Annotated in this window: 17 protein-coding genes; 10 read left to right on the top strand and 7 right to left on the bottom strand. The window is 72.8% G+C overall.

Features of this window, described 5'->3' with window-relative positions; genetic code table 11:
• The first annotated feature begins 1 nt into the window (after nt 1).
• Nucleotides 2-940, top strand: a complete 939-nt coding sequence (locus ACFWWQ_RS14100) for an amino acid ABC transporter permease (protein ID WP_384595230.1) — start codon at nt 2-4, stop codon at nt 938-940.
• 41 nt (nt 941-981) lie between these two features.
• The gene (locus tag ACFWWQ_RS14095; RefSeq protein WP_384595520.1) at nt 982-1,734 is read left to right on the top strand and encodes an amino acid ABC transporter ATP-binding protein; all 753 of its coding nucleotides are present in this window, start codon (nt 982-984) and stop codon (nt 1,732-1,734) included.
• Nucleotides 1,735-1,940: 206 nt separating this feature from the next.
• Here ACFWWQ_RS14095 and ACFWWQ_RS14090 read toward each other — a convergent pair whose 3' ends face one another.
• Together ACFWWQ_RS14090 and ACFWWQ_RS14085 are read right to left on the bottom strand one after the other, a co-directional pair.
• Nucleotides 1,941-2,738 carry an SDR family NAD(P)-dependent oxidoreductase gene (locus tag ACFWWQ_RS14090; RefSeq protein ID WP_384595227.1) on the bottom strand — a complete coding sequence of 266 codons (798 nt, stop codon included), beginning with the start codon at nt 2,736-2,738 and terminating at the stop codon, nt 1,941-1,943.
• Nucleotides 2,739-2,970: 232 nt separating this feature from the next.
• On the bottom strand, nt 2,971-3,732 hold the full coding sequence (locus ACFWWQ_RS14085) for a class I SAM-dependent methyltransferase (RefSeq protein WP_384595224.1): 762 nt from the start codon (nt 3,730-3,732) through the stop codon (nt 2,971-2,973).
• 93 nt (nt 3,733-3,825) lie between these two features.
• On the opposite strand from ACFWWQ_RS14085, the gene ACFWWQ_RS14080 reads away from it, so the two are divergent.
• Nucleotides 3,826-4,491: a CGNR zinc finger domain-containing protein gene (locus tag ACFWWQ_RS14080; RefSeq protein WP_384595221.1), complete on the top strand. Its 666-nt coding sequence runs from the start codon at nt 3,826-3,828 to the stop codon at nt 4,489-4,491.
• On the opposite strand, the gene sodX is transcribed toward ACFWWQ_RS14080, so the two are convergent.
• The gene (gene sodX / locus ACFWWQ_RS14075) at nt 4,395-4,859 is read right to left on the bottom strand and encodes a nickel-type superoxide dismutase maturation protease (protein WP_384595218.1); all 465 of its coding nucleotides are present in this window, start codon (nt 4,857-4,859) and stop codon (nt 4,395-4,397) included. The genes ACFWWQ_RS14080 and sodX overlap by 97 nt on opposite strands.
• Nucleotides 4,860-5,047: 188 nt before the next feature.
• Here sodX and sodN point away from each other — a divergent pair, with 188 nt between their 5' ends.
• The gene (sodN, locus tag ACFWWQ_RS14070; RefSeq protein ID WP_384595215.1) at nt 5,048-5,443 is read left to right on the top strand and encodes a superoxide dismutase, Ni; all 396 of its coding nucleotides are present in this window, start codon (nt 5,048-5,050) and stop codon (nt 5,441-5,443) included.
• A gap of 208 nt (nt 5,444-5,651) precedes the next feature.
• Here the strand turns inward: sodN and ACFWWQ_RS14065 are convergent, their stop codons facing one another.
• On the bottom strand, nt 5,652-6,203 hold the full coding sequence (locus ACFWWQ_RS14065) for a CGNR zinc finger domain-containing protein (protein ID WP_384595213.1): 552 nt from the start codon (nt 6,201-6,203) through the stop codon (nt 5,652-5,654).
• Between the two features lie 157 nt (nt 6,204-6,360).
• Here ACFWWQ_RS14065 and ACFWWQ_RS14060 point away from each other — a divergent pair, with 157 nt between their 5' ends.
• Nucleotides 6,361-6,579, top strand: a complete 219-nt coding sequence (locus tag ACFWWQ_RS14060) for a hypothetical protein (protein ID WP_384595210.1) — start codon at nt 6,361-6,363, stop codon at nt 6,577-6,579.
• A gap of 217 nt (nt 6,580-6,796) precedes the next feature.
• Here the strand turns inward: ACFWWQ_RS14060 and ACFWWQ_RS14055 are convergent, their stop codons facing one another.
• Complete coding sequence (locus ACFWWQ_RS14055) at nt 6,797-6,949, bottom strand: ALF repeat-containing protein (RefSeq protein WP_384595207.1); 153 nt, start codon at nt 6,947-6,949, stop codon at nt 6,797-6,799.
• Between the two features lie 121 nt (nt 6,950-7,070).
• Nucleotides 7,071-8,042 (bottom strand): LysR family transcriptional regulator, encoded by a 972-nt coding sequence (locus tag ACFWWQ_RS14050; protein WP_384595204.1) that lies wholly within the window; start codon nt 8,040-8,042, stop codon nt 7,071-7,073.
• Between the two features lie 214 nt (nt 8,043-8,256).
• Between ACFWWQ_RS14050 and snpA the strand changes: the two genes are divergently transcribed.
• From snpA to ACFWWQ_RS14035, 3 genes are all read left to right on the top strand, one after another.
• Complete coding sequence (gene snpA / locus ACFWWQ_RS14045) at nt 8,257-8,916, top strand: snapalysin (RefSeq protein ID WP_384595201.1); 660 nt, start codon at nt 8,257-8,259, stop codon at nt 8,914-8,916.
• A 445-nt stretch (nt 8,917-9,361) separates the two neighbouring features.
• On the top strand, nt 9,362-10,108 hold the full coding sequence (locus tag ACFWWQ_RS14040; protein WP_384595517.1) for a FadR/GntR family transcriptional regulator: 747 nt from the start codon (nt 9,362-9,364) through the stop codon (nt 10,106-10,108).
• Nucleotides 10,101-11,366, top strand: coding sequence for a CynX/NimT family MFS transporter (locus ACFWWQ_RS14035; RefSeq protein WP_384595198.1), 1,266 nt, complete (start codon nt 10,101-10,103; stop codon nt 11,364-11,366). Before ACFWWQ_RS14040 ends, ACFWWQ_RS14035 begins: the two co-directional genes overlap by 8 nt.
• A gap of 75 nt (nt 11,367-11,441) precedes the next feature.
• On the opposite strand, the gene ACFWWQ_RS14030 is transcribed toward ACFWWQ_RS14035, so the two are convergent.
• Complete coding sequence (locus ACFWWQ_RS14030; RefSeq protein ID WP_384595514.1) at nt 11,442-12,527, bottom strand: magnesium and cobalt transport protein CorA; 1,086 nt, start codon at nt 12,525-12,527, stop codon at nt 11,442-11,444.
• Between the two features lie 217 nt (nt 12,528-12,744).
• Between ACFWWQ_RS14030 and ACFWWQ_RS14025 the strand changes: the two genes are divergently transcribed.
• Both ACFWWQ_RS14025 and ACFWWQ_RS14020 read left to right on the top strand, forming a co-directional pair.
• Complete coding sequence (locus tag ACFWWQ_RS14025; protein ID WP_384595195.1) at nt 12,745-12,924, top strand: hypothetical protein; 180 nt, start codon at nt 12,745-12,747, stop codon at nt 12,922-12,924.
• A gap of 44 nt (nt 12,925-12,968) precedes the next feature.
• On the top strand, nt 12,969-15,191 hold the full coding sequence (locus ACFWWQ_RS14020; RefSeq protein ID WP_384595511.1) for a heavy metal translocating P-type ATPase: 2,223 nt from the start codon (nt 12,969-12,971) through the stop codon (nt 15,189-15,191).
• Nucleotides 15,192-15,314 lie beyond the last annotated feature (123 nt).

The raw sequence follows: 15,314 nt of genomic DNA, 5'->3' as shown, positions 1-15,314 counted from the left end.
CGTGTCAGTCGACGTCGAGAAGTCGGACCGGTCCCCGGCCGGCACCCCGTCCCCGCCCGAGTCCATCAAGGCCATCCCCGTCCGCCACTACGGCCGCTGGGTGGCGGCGCTCGTCGTCCTCGGAGTGATCGCGGCGCTCGTACGGGCCTTCGCCACCGGGAACGTCAACTGGGACGCCATCCCCCAGTACCTCTTCAACCCGGACATCCTCAAGGGTCTGCGCAACACCCTGCTGATCACCGTGCTGTCGATGATCATCGGCATCGTGCTCGGCGTGATCCTCGCGGTGATGCGCCAGTCGAAGAACTGGGTGACCTCGTCGGTCTCGTGGTTCTACATCTGGTTCTTCCGCGGCACGCCGGTCTACGTCCAGCTCTTCCTCTGGTTCAACCTCGGCCTCGTCTTCCAGTACATCGACATCATGCCGATCTACAAGGACGAGTGGTCGGACTTCATGACGCCGTTCCTGTGCGCGCTGCTGGGCCTCGGGCTCAACGAGGCGGCGTACATGGCGGAGATCTGCCGGGCGGGCCTGAACGCCGTCGACGAGGGGCAGACGGAGGCGGCGCACGCGCTGGGCATGAGCCACGCCAAGACGCTGCGCCGGATCATCGTGCCGCAGGCGATGCGGGTGATCGTCCCGCCGACCGGCAACGAGGTCATCAACATGCTGAAGACCTCCTCGCTGGTCATCGCCGTCCAGTACTACGACCTGCTCCAGGCCGCGCAGAACGTCGGCCGGGACTCCGGTGTCGTGGTGGAGATGCTGATCCTCGCCGCCGCCTGGTACCTGATCGCCACGACGGTGCTCAGCATCGGCCAGTACTACCTGGAGCGGTACTACGCCCGCGGCGCCAGCCGTCAGCTGCCGCCCACCCCGCTCCAGCGCGCCAAGGCGAAGCTGGCCGGGAGCTTCCACCGCGCCGGAGGTGCCGCATGACCGCCAGCAAGTCCGCCCCCGCCAAGGGCTCCGGGGCCCCGATGGTGAAGGCCGAGGGCGTCCACAAGTCCTTCGGCACGGCCCACATCCTCAAGGGCATCGACCTGGAGGTGGCGCCCAAGGAGGTCTTCTGCCTGATCGGCCCGTCCGGCTCCGGCAAGTCGACGTTCCTGCGCTGCATCAACCACCTGGAGAAGATCAACGCCGGGCGACTGTCGGTCGACGGTGAGCTGGTCGGCTACCGCGAGCAGAACGGCAAGCTCCACGAGCTGCGCGACCGTGAGGTGGCCGCCCGCCGACGCGACATCGGCATGGTCTTCCAGCGCTTCAACCTCTTCCCGCACATGACCGCGGTGGAGAACATCATGGAGGCGCCGGTCCAGGTCAAGGGCGAGTCGCGGGCGTCCGCCCGGGAGCGCGCCACCAAGCTGCTGGACCGCGTCGGCCTGAAGGACAAGGCCGGGAACTACCCCTTGCAGCTCTCCGGCGGCCAGCAGCAGCGCGTCGCCATCGCCCGCGCGCTGGCGATGGAGCCGAAGCTGATGCTCTTCGACGAGCCGACCTCGGCGCTCGACCCGGAGCTGGTCGGCGACGTCCTCGACGTGATGAAGGATCTGGCCGCGGACGGTATGACGATGGTCGTGGTCACCCATGAGATGGGCTTCGCCCGTGAGGTCGGCGACTCGCTGGTCTTCATGGACGACGGCGTGGTCGTCGAGTCCGGCCACCCGCGCGAGGTCCTCGGCAACCCGCGGCACGAGCGCACCAAGTCGTTCCTGTCCAAGGTGCTCTGATCCGCAGCCGGGGCTGATCCCGGCGGGACTACGGAGGCGGTACGGGCCCTGGGGGCGCGTACCGCCTCCGGCGCTTCGGGGGGGGCCGACGTGGTGGGGGCAGGGCCGTCCGGTGGGCGGCGGGCCGTCCCGTGGGCCCGCGGCCCTCCGTCCGTCCGCCGGTCGCCCGGCCTCCGCCCAGCGCCCGGTGGCCAGGGCGGCGCCCCTCAGTGCACGGAGAATCCGCCGTCGACGAAGAGGGACTGCCCGGTGACGTAACCGGAGGCGCGGCTCGCCAGGAACACGGCCGCGCCCGCGAAGTCCTCGGCCAGGCCGTTGCGGCCGGTCAGGGTGCGGGCGGCCAGCGCCGCCACCCGCTCCGGGTCGGACGACAGCCGCGCGTTGAGCGGGGTCATCACGAAACCCGGGACCAGCGTGTTGCAGGTGACGCCGTGCGGCGACCACGCCTCTGCCTGCGAACGGGCCAGCGACTCCAGCGCACCCTTGGAGACCCCGTAGGCACCGCTCTGCACGAACGCGCGGTGCGCCTGCTGCGAGCTGACGTGGATGATCCGGCCGAAGCCCCGCTCGGCCATCCCGGGGCCGAACCGCCGCCCCAGCAGATGGGGCGCCTCCAGGTTGACCGCCATCGTGGCGTCCCAGACCTCGTCGGTCATCTCCCCCATCGGCGGCCGCAGGTTGATCCCGGCGCTGTTGACCAGGATGTCGGGCTCGCCGAAGACCGCGGCCGCCTCCTCCGCCCCGGCGCGCACCCCGGCGCGGCTGCCCAGATCGCCGCTCACGGCGGCGGCCCGGCAGCCGTCGGCGGTCAGCTCGTCGACGGTGGCGGCCAGCTCCGCCTCCCGGCGCGCCACGATCACGACGCGCGCCCCGGCCCGTGCGAGCGCCCCGGCGATCCCCCGGCCGATACCGGAACTGCCGCCGGTCACCACGGCGTTCAGACCCTCCAGCGAGAACAGGTCGGAGAGGTAACTGCGGGGCGCCTGCGGCGTCTGAGCTGTCATGCCCGCACCATAAGCGGTGCCCGGCGCACGGGGGCGGGGCGTCCCGGCCCCCGGACAGGTCACGGGCGGCGGGGCCCGGGAGCCGGGACGGCCGTACGGCGGCGGGGCCGGGGCCGGGCAGCCGCATGACGGCAGGAGGGCGCGGGCAGGGGCGCGGGCCGGGGCGCGCCCCAGAAAGGCACGGACCGGGGGCGCGCCCCAGAAAGGGCGCGCCCCCGGCCTCGCCCCCGCCTCACTTCAGCCCGAGCACCAACGCATCGCTCGGCGACCGCCACACCGTCCGCGCCTCGGCGAAGCCGGAGTCCCGCAGGACCTGGACGTGCCACTGTGCGGAGGGGGTGTCGCCGTCGGCGTGCTCCCCGTAGATCTCGAACCGCTCGGCGGTCGGCCCGGCCAGCAGCGGGTCGGCGGCGGCCAGCTTCCACCAGTCGGCCCAGTCGACCGCACCGGCGGCCTTGGCGCGGTCCATCCGGGCGTGGCGCTGCGCGCGGTCGGCGGCGTTGATCCGCGGGGTGGACTCCTCCGGCATGTGGTCGGCGTTCATGAACACGCCGCCGTCGCGCACCACGGCGCCCAGCTGCCCGTAGAGCCCGCGCAGGTCCTCGGTGTGCAGCCAGTGCAGCGCGGTGGCGGTGAGCACCGCGTCGTAGGACTCGTGCGGCAACTGCCGCGTCCAGGAGGGGTCCTTCAGATCGGCGCGGACGAACCGCACCCGCGCGTCACCGGCGAAGTACCCTTCGGCGATGGCCAGCAGCGCGGGATCCAGGTCGACGCCGACACTCTCGGCCTCCGGGAAGCGCTTCAGCAGCCGGTCGGAGATCGAGCCGGTGCCGCACGCGAGGTCGAGCACCCGGGGCGCGGTGCCCACCAGCGCCTCGACCATGTCGAGCATCACCCGGAACCGCTCCTCGCGGTCCGGCATGTACCACTCCTGCTGCCGGTCCCAACTGTCCTGCCACGCCTGCCAGTCGGCCCCGGCCACGGTCTCCGTCATCACGAACCCCTTCCGCGTGTAATACCCTCGTAGCCACAACACCCATTACGACTACCTGCCCGGAACGATAGCCCGCCCTCGTAAGGACTACAAGTGGAACTGGCCTATTACTCGGACTATGCCGTGCGGCTCGTCAACACCGAGGAGCCCGAGCGCGGCGGCGACAGCCTGACCTCCGTCGAGGCGGTCCGGGCGCTCTTCGGGCCCGCGCAGCAGATCGCCCGCCGCGCCACGGAGAGCGATGTCACCCGGCTGCGCGCGGTCCGCGGCCGCCTGCGGACCGTCTTCGAGGCGGCGGCCGACGGGGACGAGGTCCGCGCCGTCGACCTGCTGAACGCGCTGATGATGGAGTTCCCGGTCAGCCCGCAGATCTCCGGCCACGAGCACCGGGACGGAGGGGGCACCTCCCGTTCGAGCAGAGCCGAGAGCGGGGGAGGCCGCCCCGACTGGCACATGCACATCGCCGACCACGCGGCCAACGCGACCGCCGGCTACACCGCCACCGCCTGCATGGGTCTCGCCTTCCACCTCACCGAACTGGGCGTGGACCGGCTGGGTGTCTGCGAGGCCCGCCCCTGCCGGAACGTCTACGTCGACACCTCCACCAACCGCTCGCGGCGCTACTGCTCCGACCGCTGCGCGACCCGCGCCAACGTCGCCGCCTACCGCGCCCGCAAGAGGCTGGAGAGCGAACGCGCCGCACGCAGCGGACGCACCGCCGACAGCGCCCAGGACGCCACGGCCAGCGGCGAGCGCTGAGCCCCCAGCGGCCGCAGCCGCACCCGGGCCCGCGCCACCACCAGCTCGTCCGGCACCGCCCCGAACTCCCGGCTGTCGTTGACCACCTGCGGATTGTCGCCCCGCACCCACCAGCCGCGGCCCTGCCGCTCGACGGCCCGTTTGACGATCAGCAGGTCCTGCCGGAACGGGTGCCGGACCACCACCACATCACCCGGCCGGACGGCCGCGCCGTAGTGCAGCAGCAGCCGGTCGCCGGGCCGGAGCGTCGGCAGCATCGACGGGTTGTACACCTCGGCGAGCCCGAACACCGGCCCCCCGCGCCGCCGCGCCCCGGCCCTCGGCCCGCCGCCGCCCTCGGGCCCGCGCCCGTCCACCCGCTCGGGCATCCAGCCCACCTCCCGGTCCGGCCCGGCCCGGCACCCACCGGACCATCACTCCAGCTCACCGGTCCATCCTCCATCAGTCCCGGCCGGTGGCCGGACTTTTGTCCCAAGACCCACGGGCCGCCCGAGAAAAGGGTTCCGGCACCGAGTAATCTCGCCCGTGAGAAGACGATCACGAGGAAGGACTGAACATGCTCTCGCGCCTGTTCGCCCCCAAGGTGAAGGTCAGCGCCCACTGCGACCTGCCCTGCGGTGTGTACGACCCGGCCCAGGCCCGCATCGAGGCCGAGTCGGTCAAGGCCGTCCAGGAGAAGTACCAGGCCAACGAGGACGCGGACTTCCGCACCCGCGCGGTCCTGATCAAGGAGCAGCGCGCCGAGCTGGCCAAGCACCACATCTCGGTGCTGTGGAGCGACTACTTCAAGCCCCCGCACTTCGCGAAGTACCCGGAGCTGCACCAGCTGGTCAACGACACCCTCAAGGCCCTCTCAGCCGCCAAGGGCTCGAACGACCCGGCCACCGGCCAGAAGGCCCTGGACCTCATCGCCGAGGTCGACCGCATCTTCTGGGAGACGAAGAAGGCCTGATCCCCGGATCGACCATCTGATCTGCGTTCGCGCAGGTCGCCATGGCTTCTTCCCGCACCCGGCCCGCAGGCCGCCGAGCACGGCGTCCATGGCGGTCCGGGTGCGGTCTTCTTTGTCCGGCCACAGGTCGGCGTGGATCCGCGGCATGAGGACGGCGGACGCGTGGCCGGGGACGAGAGGGACCTGCTCGACGCTCACGGCGGGTGCTTCAACGGGTCTTGCGTGCAGTGGACGGCCGGGAGTCACCGCTGCGCCGCTCGCGGTGACGCGCCACCGCATCGTTGTTGGCGCAGCGCACGGAGCAGTAGGCACGGCGGCCGTTGCGGGACGTGTCGACGAATGCCAGACCGCAGTCGCGGCGCGTGCAGCGGCCCAGCCGTTCGGCACCGGCGAAGCACACGACGTAGGCGAGTCCGGCCGCGGTAACGGCTCGGATGTGCGCGGCCGCGTCGGCGCCGGTGGCGCTGTAGTGCAGATGAGGCCGACCGTCGTGCAGGGAGATGCGGGGGCTGCTGGAGGCGTCGGCAAGGAGTGTGTTGACCGCCTGGCACCGCTCTTCGAGATCCTGCCGCCCGAAGCACGCGACCAGGCGCCGACTCCATGTCCAGATCGCCTCGGCCTGCGCAGCGGTGAGCGCGCGGTGCACCACACCGTGCGTGGCGAGCAACGGTTCCAGGTGTTCGGGGCCTGGTGGCGCGGTCAGGTTGACGAGCTCCGCAGCCAGCCGGGCAGCCTCACCACCGTAATGGTTGAAGTGCATGAGGCGATTACACCATCGCGTGGGGCCGGAGCCGCATCGGTGCGACGGCGGGACGGCAGTGGTGCCGGACCCACCGGTCGCGCCCGAGCTCATTCCTCTTGGGCCCCACCCGATGTAATGGTTGAAGTGCCCTAGGAAGTGACGCCATGTTGGTGGCATGACTCCCGCATCTGCGGTCCCGCCGTCGGGCGACCGTTGCCCCGTCTGCGACAAGCCGGCTCCGGCGGAGGCGCTGTTGTGGACGCTGCGGTCCCACCACCGCACGTCTGAAGGTGAGGTCGAATACTGCGTGGGCAATTGCGGCTGTCTCGTCATCCTTGTCAACGGCGAGATGGTCAAGAACCTCCCCGCCGGCCGACGCGACGAATGCCCGTAGGGCGCGACCGACGGCCACAGCCCTCGACGTTTCCTGGCCGAGGTGGGTGCCCGGCGGGAGCGCGACAGCGTCGAGCGTCCCGCAGGGGTCCCCGACCGGGGTTCTTCGGTATGGGTTCAGGAACGGCGAAGGGGCAGCCGTTCCGGCCCCCGTGGGTGCGGTCCGGGCGAACTACCGTGCCTCACCGGGCGGTTGACGTGGCGTCAAGCGGACCGCGTCACACCTCGTAGCGGCCGATTTCCAGGAAGTGCCGCAGTTCTTCCGGGGTGCCGTCGATGACCTTCTCGGCGGCCGCACTGCGCGCCGCGGGGTGGCGCGGGTGCGTCTCACGAGGATTCCTCCAAGAGGGTCGCGCGGGGGGCGCGGCCACTACGACCTGCGAAGACGTACATGACCACGGCCGGAATCCGGCAGCACTCCGACCTTTCGTACCGTCGGGAAAGGTGGTTGCGGCGGGTGGCCGGTGGCGCTTCCGGGCTGCGGGGTGGCCCCTACGCCGAAGCCAACCCCCGTCGCAGCCCCCCGTCCCCCTTCCGCAGCAGCCACGCCCGGTACGCGGCGCTGGCCCAGGCGATCTCCGTGTACGACGCGGTGAGGTCGGCGAAGAGGGCCTCGGGCGGGGCGGCGAGGGTGGCGTCGGAGCGGCAGGCCATGAAGAGGCGGACGGCGAGGGGGTCGCCGCGCAGGGGGCGGATGTCCATGCCGTGGCGCGGGCGGGAGGTCGGCTGACAGGGGGTGACCACCTCGCCGGCGGCGACGAGGTCGGCGGCGGTGAGGTAATCGCCGTGCACGACGCGCGGGTTGACCCCGGCGGCGGCCCAGATGCGGCGCAGTCCGGCCCATTCGCCGTCCACGGTCGGGTCGACCATCCACGGGTCGCCCGCCAGATCGGCGAGGTCGACGACCTCTTTGGCGGTGGCCGGGTGGGTGGCCGGGAGGGCGATGAACTGCGGTTCGCGGGCGATGAGTTCGTGCTGGTCGAGGTTGGGCGGTACGCGCAGCGGCGCGCCCAGGACCTCGTGGACGAAGACGGCGTCGAGCTGGCCGGAGGAGACCATCTGCAGCAGCGCGTTGGCGGAGACGTCGATGCGCAGGGCGGGGTCGGTGCCGGGCAGGCGGGCGCGGAGGCGGCGCAGCCAGCCCGCGACGACGCGGCTGCTGGTGCTGCCGATGCGCAGCCGGGCGCCCTGTTCGCGGACGGAGACGGCGGTGATCTCGTCCACCAGGGCCCGCATGTCGGCGACGATCGGGCGGGCCCGGGAGAGCACCACATGGCCCAGCGGGGTGGGGCGGCTGCCGGTGGCGGCGCGGAAGAAGAGCTGGCCGCCGAGGGCCTTCTCGATGCGGTGGAGCTGCGTGGTCAGCGATGGCTGGGTCATGCCCAGCTGACGGGCCGCCTTCCGTACGCTGCCGGAGTCGGCGATGGCGCACAGGGCTCGAAGATGCCTCACCTCTAGCTCCACGCGGGGAGCATAGCCATGCGCGAAGGCGTCACACCAGACTCCTGAACCGCCATGAACTGCCCCTTTCCCCTGGGGTATTGAGCCGTCCTATCGCCTCCTGGCATCTCCGCCTCACGGGTGAACTGCGTCCAGACTCGGCGGCACCAAGAAATCCGGGGCCCCGGCCGCCGCCCCACACGGCGGCCGTAGCCCTCGGAAATTAAGGAGCCCCCACATGAGATCTCCCAAGACGGCGCTGTCGGCGGCGCTCGGCCTGGGCCTCGCCGCCGCACTCACCGCGGCGGTCCCGGCGTCCGCGACGCCCTCCGCCCCCACCTCTCATCGCTCCACACCCGCCTCGGTGGCCGCGTACACCGGTTCGGCCGCGCAGAAGGCCGACACCAAGGCGTTCTTCGACGCCGTGCTGAAGTCGGCGGCGAAGAAGCTGAAGGCCGATCCGCACCTCCAGTCGGTCACCGTGACCTACGACGCGAGTGGCGCCCCGACGTTCGCGAACCAGATATCCCAGGCCGCGCAGATCTGGAACAGCGCGGTCTCCAACGTCAAGCTCCAGGCAGGCAGCGGCGGCGACTTCCAGTACCGCGAGGGCAACGACCCGCGCGGTTCGTACGCCAGCACCGACGGTCACGGCAGTGGCTACGTCTTCCTGGACTACCAGCAGAACCAGGAGTACAACTCCACCCGCGTCGTGGCCCACGAGACCGGCCATGTGCTGGGTCTGCCGGACCACTACGAGGGCCCGTGCAGCGAGCTGATGTCCGGCGGCGGCCCCGGCACGTCCTGCCAGAACACCCAGCCGGACGCCAACGAGCGCGCCCAGGTCAACCAGCTGTGGGCGAACGGCCTGGCGGGGCTCCTCCCCAAGGCGTCCTGACCCACCTGCCCGACGCACCGGCCGGTGTGCCGTCCTGACGCCCCGTCCGGACCCACCACCGGTGCGGCGCCCCGGCATGGCGTCCGACGTGGCGTCATCCGTCTTCCGGCGGGGGTCCCCCACCCGCCTGCCGTGCCCGGCCCCCCTCGCCCCGGCCGCCCGCGCCCGACCGGCGCGGGCCACCGGCGGACAGCGTCCGGACACGGCGGCGGTCCCCTCCCCGGACCACCGGGCGGCCCCGCGTACGGCCGCCCCGTGCACGCCTTCCCCGTACGCGGCCCTGCGGCGGAGTCCTTCACGGACTCCGCCGCAGGTGCGTGCGCGGCCCGCTTCTCCCACCCGGCATCTTTTGACAGCGGAAACATGGGATGTTCCCATGATCAGGAGAACGCGGCGGGCCGGTGGGCGGCCCGCCGTCCCGGTCCGAGGAGAGGACGCCGCACCGATGCCGCTGCGCAGTACCGCCCGTACCAGCCTGGTCGGCCTCGTCATCGAGCAGCTGGAGGCGCTGATCGAGGGCGGTGAGTGGCCGGTGGGGACGAAGATCCCGCCGGAGCCCGCCCTCGTCGAACAGCTCGGCGTCGGGCGCAACACCGTCCGCGAGGCGGTCCGCGCGCTGGTCCACACCGGGCTGCTGGAGGCCCGGCAGGGCGACGGCACCTACGTCCGCGCCCGCAGCGACTTCGGCGCGGCGGTGCAGCGCCGGCTGCGCCACGCGGAGAGCCTGGAGGCGTACGAGGTGCGGGCCGCGCTGGAGCGGGACGCGGCGCGCCATGCGGCCGCGCGGCGGACGCCCGCGGATCTGGCGGCGCTGCGGGAGGTGCTGGCCGAGCGGGTGCGGACCTGGGAGGCCGGGGACACCGACGCGTTCGTGGAGGCCGATGTCCGCTTCCACCAGCTGATCGCGCAGGCCGCGCACAACGGTGTGCTGGCGGATCTGTACGCGCATCTCAGCGACGCGCTGCGCGCCACGCTGCACGCGGTGCTCGCCGCGCACGTACCGGCCGCGGTGCACCACCAGCTCGACGGCCACACCGCGGTCGTCGACGCCATCGAGGCGGGCGACGCGGACGCCGCCGAACGCGCCGTACTGGCGCATCTGACCGAAGCGAGGGACGCCCTGCGCGATGCCACGGGCGACGGTGCCCGGGCCGCCGGGCGCCCGCACACCACCGGAGAGCACCGTGCCTGACCCCGGACCCGCCGTCGCCGACGGCCCGATAACCACCGCGCCGCCGCGCCCCGCCGCCCCGGAGTCCGCGACCGTCCCCACCGGACGCCGCGCGCTCTACCTGGCGCTGGGTGTCGTCCTGCTGGCGCTGAACCTGCGGCCCGCGCTGGTCGCGGTGTCGCCGCTGGCCGGGACCATCCGGGACGACAGCGGGATGTCGGCGGCGGCGACGAGTCTGCTGACGGCGCTGCCGCTGCTCTGCTTCGGGCTGCTGGCGCCGGTCGCGCCGCGGCTGGGCCGCCGGCTGGGGATGGAGCGGTCGCTGCTCGGCACGATGGCGCTGATCGGCGCCGGGACCGCGCTGCGGCTGGTGGATTCGGTGGCGGCGTTGTTCGCCGGGACGGTGGTGATCGGGGCCGGGATCGCGGTCGCCAATGTGCTGCTGCCCGGCCTGATCAAGCGGGACTTCCCGGCCCGCGCCGGGCTGATGACCGGCCTGTACTCGATGTCGCTGTTCGGCGGCGCGGCGCTGGCCGCCGGGGTGACCGTCCCCGTACAGCGGGCCGCCGGGCTGAGCTGGCAGGCCACGCTGGCGTGCTGGGGCGCCCTCGCGGTGGTGGCGCTGGTCTGCTGGCTGCCGCAGGTGGGCGCCCGTACCCGCGTCCCGGCCGGTGCGGCCGATGCGGCGGCGCACCCGGTGCGGGGCCTGTGGCGCTCCCCGCTGGCCTGGCAGGTCACCGGCTACATGGGGCTCCAGTCGCTGAGCTACTACGCGGCCGCCGCCTGGCTGCCGACGGTGCTGAAGGACGCCGGGATGCCGGCGGGCGACGCCGGGTGGATGCTGTCGTACTCGTCGCTGCTGGGCATCGCGGGCTCGTTCCTCGCCCCGGTGATCGTGGGGCGGCGGCTGCGCGCCGGGACGCTCGCCGCGGTGAGCGCGCTGCTGTGCGCGGCGGCGTTCGCGGGGCTGCTGGCCGCGCCGGCCGGCGGGGCGTACGCCTGGATGACGCTGCTCGGGCTGGGGCAGGGCGGGGCGATCAGCCTGGCGCTGCTCTTCATCGTGGAGCGGGCGCCGGACGCCCGGCACACCGCGCAGCTGTCCAGCATGGCGCAGTGCTTCGGCTACATCCTGGCGGCGACCGGCCCGGCGGTGCTGGGCGCGGTGCACGACACGGCGGGCGGCTGGACGGTGCCGCTGACGGTCCTGCTGGTGCTGCTGGTGCCGCAGATCGCGGCGGGGTTCGGAGCGGCGCGGCCGCTCCACGTCGCGGGGCGGTAGCGCGCGCGGGGGACTTCCCTCAGAAAGGGTCCCTGAACACAACCACCACGCGCTCCCTCGGGAAGGGTCCCCGAATCACAGCCACCCGTTGCGTTTGAAGCCGCGGTGGATCAGCCAGCAAAGGCCCAGGGTGATGGCCATGACCAGCGGATATCCGTACGTCCAGTCCCGCTCGGGCATATACGTGAAGTTCATGCCGTAGACGCCGCACACCATGGTCGGGACGGCGAGGATCGCGACCCAGGCGCTGATCCGGCGCATGTCCTCGTTCTGCGCGACGGTGACCTGCGCGAGATGCGCCTGGAGTATCGAGTTCAGCAGGTCGTCGAAGGACGTGATCTGTTCGACGACCCGGTCGAGATGGTCGGCGACGTCCCGGAAGTACGTCCGCAGCCGGGCGTCGACGTGCGGCATCGGCTCGGTCACCAGCGTCTGGAGCGGCCGGTCGAGCGGCGCGACGGCGTGCTTGAGCTCCAGCACCTCGCGTTTGAGCTGGTAGATACGGCCGGCACCGCCGCCGCCGCGGAGGGAGAAGACATCGCTCTCCACCTCGTCGATGTCGTCCTGGATCTCGGCGGCGGCATCGAGGTAGTCGTCCACCACGAGGTCGGCGATGGCGTGCAGGACCGCCGACGGGCCGATGGCCAGCTGCGCGGGATCCTGCTCCAGCTGTTCGCGGAGCGGGCCGAGGGAGCCGTGGCCGCCGTGCCGGACGGTGATCACGAAATCGGCGCCGGTGAAGACCATGAGTTCGCCGGTCTCGACGACCTCGCTGGTGTCGGTGAGCTGCTCGTGCTCGACGTAGCGGACGGTCTTGAAGACGGTGAACAGCGATCCGTCGTACAGCTCGATCTTCGGGCGCTGATGGGCGAGGACGGCGTCCTCGACGGCGAGCGGATGCAGCCCGAACAGCTCGACGATGCCCGCGAACTCGGTCTCCGTCGGCTCGTGCAGCCCGATCCACACGAACCCGGCCCCGGAGCGGCGCACCCGGCGTATCGCCTCGTCGGCGGGGTGGTCGCCGGGCTGCCGTACGCCGTTCTCGTACACCGCGCAGTTGACGACGGCGGTGCCGAGCGGCGAGCGGGCGGGGTGGCTGAGGTCGACCCCGCGGGTGCGCGGCTGCGGCAGCCGGACGGCGCGGCGGAGGCTACGGATCATCGACACCGGCTCAGTATGGCGTCCCGGGCCGCGGGGCGGCGGGGAGCGGGCGCGTGTGGTGGCCGGGCGCGGGCGCCGTCGGACGGGTCGCAGCGCCATGGCATAATACCCCTGGGGGGTATACAGTCGGAGACGTAGGGACGCCGATGGCGCCGCCGTCCCCCGCCCCTGGGAGCACCCGCGCTCCGGATTCCGGTATCCCTGTGAGGAGTACGGCATGAAGGCACCGACCACTCCGGTCCTGCTCGGCGGCTACGCACTGATCCTGCTGGTCGTGCTCGCCACCGGGTTCGGTATCGGCCGCGCCACCGGCGCCCCGGCGCCGCCCGTACCTCCCGCACCACACAGTTCCGCGCATACCCCCCGCCCGTACGCACACCACGAGGAGCAGCCGTGATCACCGTGCCCGGAGAGCAGTACATCGAGCTGGAGATCGGTGGGATGACCTGTGCCTCGTGTGCGGCGCGCGTCGAGAAGAAGCTCAACCGCATGGACGGCGTCACCGCCTCGGTCAACTACGCCACCGAGAAGGCGCGCGTCTCCCTCGACGAGGGCAGCGCACTGGAGACCGCCGACCTCATCGCCACCGTCGAGAAGACCGGCTACACCGCCGCGGTCCCGGCGCCGCCGGTGCCGGAATCCGCGGACCAGGAGGGTGCGGGCGAGGCGGCCCCGGCGGACGACGGCCTCACCGCGCTGCGGCAGCGGCTGCTGACCGCGCTGGTGCTGTCCGTCCCGGTGATCCTCATGGCGATGGTCCCGGCGCTGCAGTTCACCAACTGGCAATGGCTCTCGCTGACGCTCGCCGCCCCGGTGGTCGTCTACGCCGCCTGGCCGTTCCACCGCGCCGCCTGGACCAATCTGCGGCACGGCGCGGCCACCATGGACACCCTGATCTCCATGGGAACGCTCGCCGCGTTCGGCTGGTCCCTGTGGGCGCTGTTCTTCGGTACGGCCGGGATGCCCGGCATGCACCACCCCTTCGAGCTGACCCTCACCCGCGGGGACAGCGGCGGCTCGATCTATCTGGAGGCCGCGGCCGGGGTCACCACGTTCATCCTGGCGGGCCGCTACTTCGAGGCCCGCGCGAAGCGGAAGGCCGGGGCCGCGCTGCGCGCCCTGATGGAGCTGGGCGCCAAGGACGTCGCGGTGCTGCGCGACGGCCAGGAGGTCCGTATCCCCACCGCGGAGCTGGCCGTCGGCGACCTCTTCGTGGTCCGCCCCGGCGAGAAGATCGCCACCGACGGCCGGGTCGCCGAGGGCTCGTCCGCGGTGGACGCCGCCCTGCTGACCGGCGAGTCCGTACCGGTCGAGGTCGGGCCCGGCGACACCGTCACCGGCGCCACCGTCAACGCCGGGGGCCGCCTGGTCGTCGAGGCGACCCGGGTCGGCGCCGACACCCAGCTCGCCCGGATGGCGCGGATGGTGGAGGAGGCGCAGAACGGCAAGGCCGCGGCCCAGCGGCTGGCCGACCGGATCTCCGCGGTCTTCGTGCCGGTGGTCATCGCGCTGGCGGTCGGCACCCTCGGCTACTGGCTCGGTACCGGCGCCGGTGCCGCCGCCGCGTTCACCGCCGCCGTCGCGGTGCTGATCATCGCCTGCCCGTGCGCCCTGGGCCTGGCCACCCCGACCGCGCTGATGGTCGGGACGGGCCGCGGTGCCCAGCTGGGCATCCTGCTCAAGGGCCCGGAGGTGCTGGAGAGCACCCGCGCCGTCGACACCGTCGTCCTGGACAAGACCGGCACGGTCACCACCGGCGTGATGACGCTGACCGGCGTCCACCTCGCCGACGACGTGGACCGCGCCACCGCACTGCGGCTGGCCGGTGCGCTGGAGCACGCTTCGGAGCACCCGATCGCCCGCGCCGTCGCCACGGCCGCCGGGGAAGCGGTGTCCGGTGCGCTGCCGGTGCCCCAGAAGTTCGAGAACGTCCCCGGTCTCGGCGTACGCGGCGAGGTCGACGGCCACACCGTGCTGGTCGGCCGCGAGCGGCTGCTGGCCGACGCCGGGCTGACGTTCCCGGAGCCGCTGGCGACGGCGAAGCGGCAGGCCGAGGAGGCCGGCGCCACCGCCGTCGCGGTCGCCTGGGACGGCGCGGCCCGCGCGGTGCTGGTGATCGCCGACGCGGTCAAGGAGACCAGCGCCGAGGCGGTGCGACGGCTGCGGGCGCTGGGCCTGACGCCGGTGCTGCTGACCGGTGACAACCGCGCGGTCGCCGAGGCGGTCGCCGCCGAGGTCGGCATCGACGAGGTCATCGCCGAGGTGCTGCCGCAGGACAAGGTCGCCGTGATCGAGCGGCTGCGCGCCGAGGGCCGTACGGTCGCCATGGTCGGCGACGGCGTCAACGACGCGGCGGCGCTGGCCACCGCCGACCTGGGCCTGGCCATGGGCACCGGCACCGACGCCGCCATCGAGGCGGGAGACCTCACCCTGGTCCGCGGCGATCTGCGGGCCGCGGCGGACGCCATCCGGCTGGCCCGCGCCACCCTCGGCACCATCCGCACCAACCTCTTCTGGGCCTTCGGCTACAACGTCGCCGCCCTGCCGCTGGCCGCCGCGGGCCTGCTCAACCCGATGATCGCGGGCGCCGCGATGGCCTTCTCCTCGGTCTTCGTCGTCGGCAACAGCCTCCGCCTGCGCCGCTTCCGCGCGACGGCGGAGTGAGGGGTACGGAGCGGATCGCACGGAGGCGGGGCCCGGGCCGGGAGGGCGGGGGCCCCCCACCCTGGTTGCGGGTGGCGGTCGGGCCGGGGGGGGGGACCGTCCAGGACGCCGGACGGGCCGGGA

The organism is Streptomyces sp. NPDC059080, from assembly GCF_042739975.1.
In the GTDB taxonomy this organism is placed as follows: domain Bacteria; phylum Actinomycetota; class Actinomycetes; order Streptomycetales; family Streptomycetaceae; genus Streptomyces; species Streptomyces benahoarensis.
The sequence above is the reverse complement of the archived record's forward strand: the minus strand, read 5'-3'. Positions and strand labels throughout refer to the sequence as shown.

Bases quoted from the DNA above. Each gene is read 5' to 3' on its own strand.
- ACFWWQ_RS14060 (WP_384595210.1), top strand. From the start codon at position 6,361: ATGACTCCCGCATCTGCGGTCCCGCCGTCGGGCGACCGTTGCCCCGTC.
- ACFWWQ_RS14025 (WP_384595195.1), top strand. From the start codon at position 12,745: ATGAAGGCACCGACCACTCCGGTCCTGCTCGGCGGCTACGCACTGATC.
- ACFWWQ_RS14095 (WP_384595520.1), top strand. From the start codon at position 982: ATGGTGAAGGCCGAGGGCGTCCACAAGTCCTTCGGCACGGCCCACATC.
- sodX (WP_384595218.1), bottom strand. From the start codon at position 4,859: ATGCCCGAGCGGGTGGACGGGCGCGGGCCCGAGGGCGGCGGCGGGCCG.
- ACFWWQ_RS14065 (WP_384595213.1), bottom strand. From the start codon at position 6,203: ATGCACTTCAACCATTACGGTGGTGAGGCTGCCCGGCTGGCTGCGGAG.
- ACFWWQ_RS14040 (WP_384595517.1), top strand. From the start codon at position 9,362: ATGCCGCTGCGCAGTACCGCCCGTACCAGCCTGGTCGGCCTCGTCATC.
- ACFWWQ_RS14085 (WP_384595224.1), bottom strand. From the start codon at position 3,732: ATGACGGAGACCGTGGCCGGGGCCGACTGGCAGGCGTGGCAGGACAGT.
- sodN (WP_384595215.1), top strand. From the start codon at position 5,048: ATGCTCTCGCGCCTGTTCGCCCCCAAGGTGAAGGTCAGCGCCCACTGC.
- ACFWWQ_RS14090 (WP_384595227.1), bottom strand. From the start codon at position 2,738: ATGACAGCTCAGACGCCGCAGGCGCCCCGCAGTTACCTCTCCGACCTG.
- ACFWWQ_RS14020 (WP_384595511.1), top strand. From the start codon at position 12,969: ATGACCTGTGCCTCGTGTGCGGCGCGCGTCGAGAAGAAGCTCAACCGC.
- ACFWWQ_RS14030 (WP_384595514.1), bottom strand. From the start codon at position 12,527: ATGATCCGTAGCCTCCGCCGCGCCGTCCGGCTGCCGCAGCCGCGCACC.
- snpA (WP_384595201.1), top strand. From the start codon at position 8,257: ATGAGATCTCCCAAGACGGCGCTGTCGGCGGCGCTCGGCCTGGGCCTC.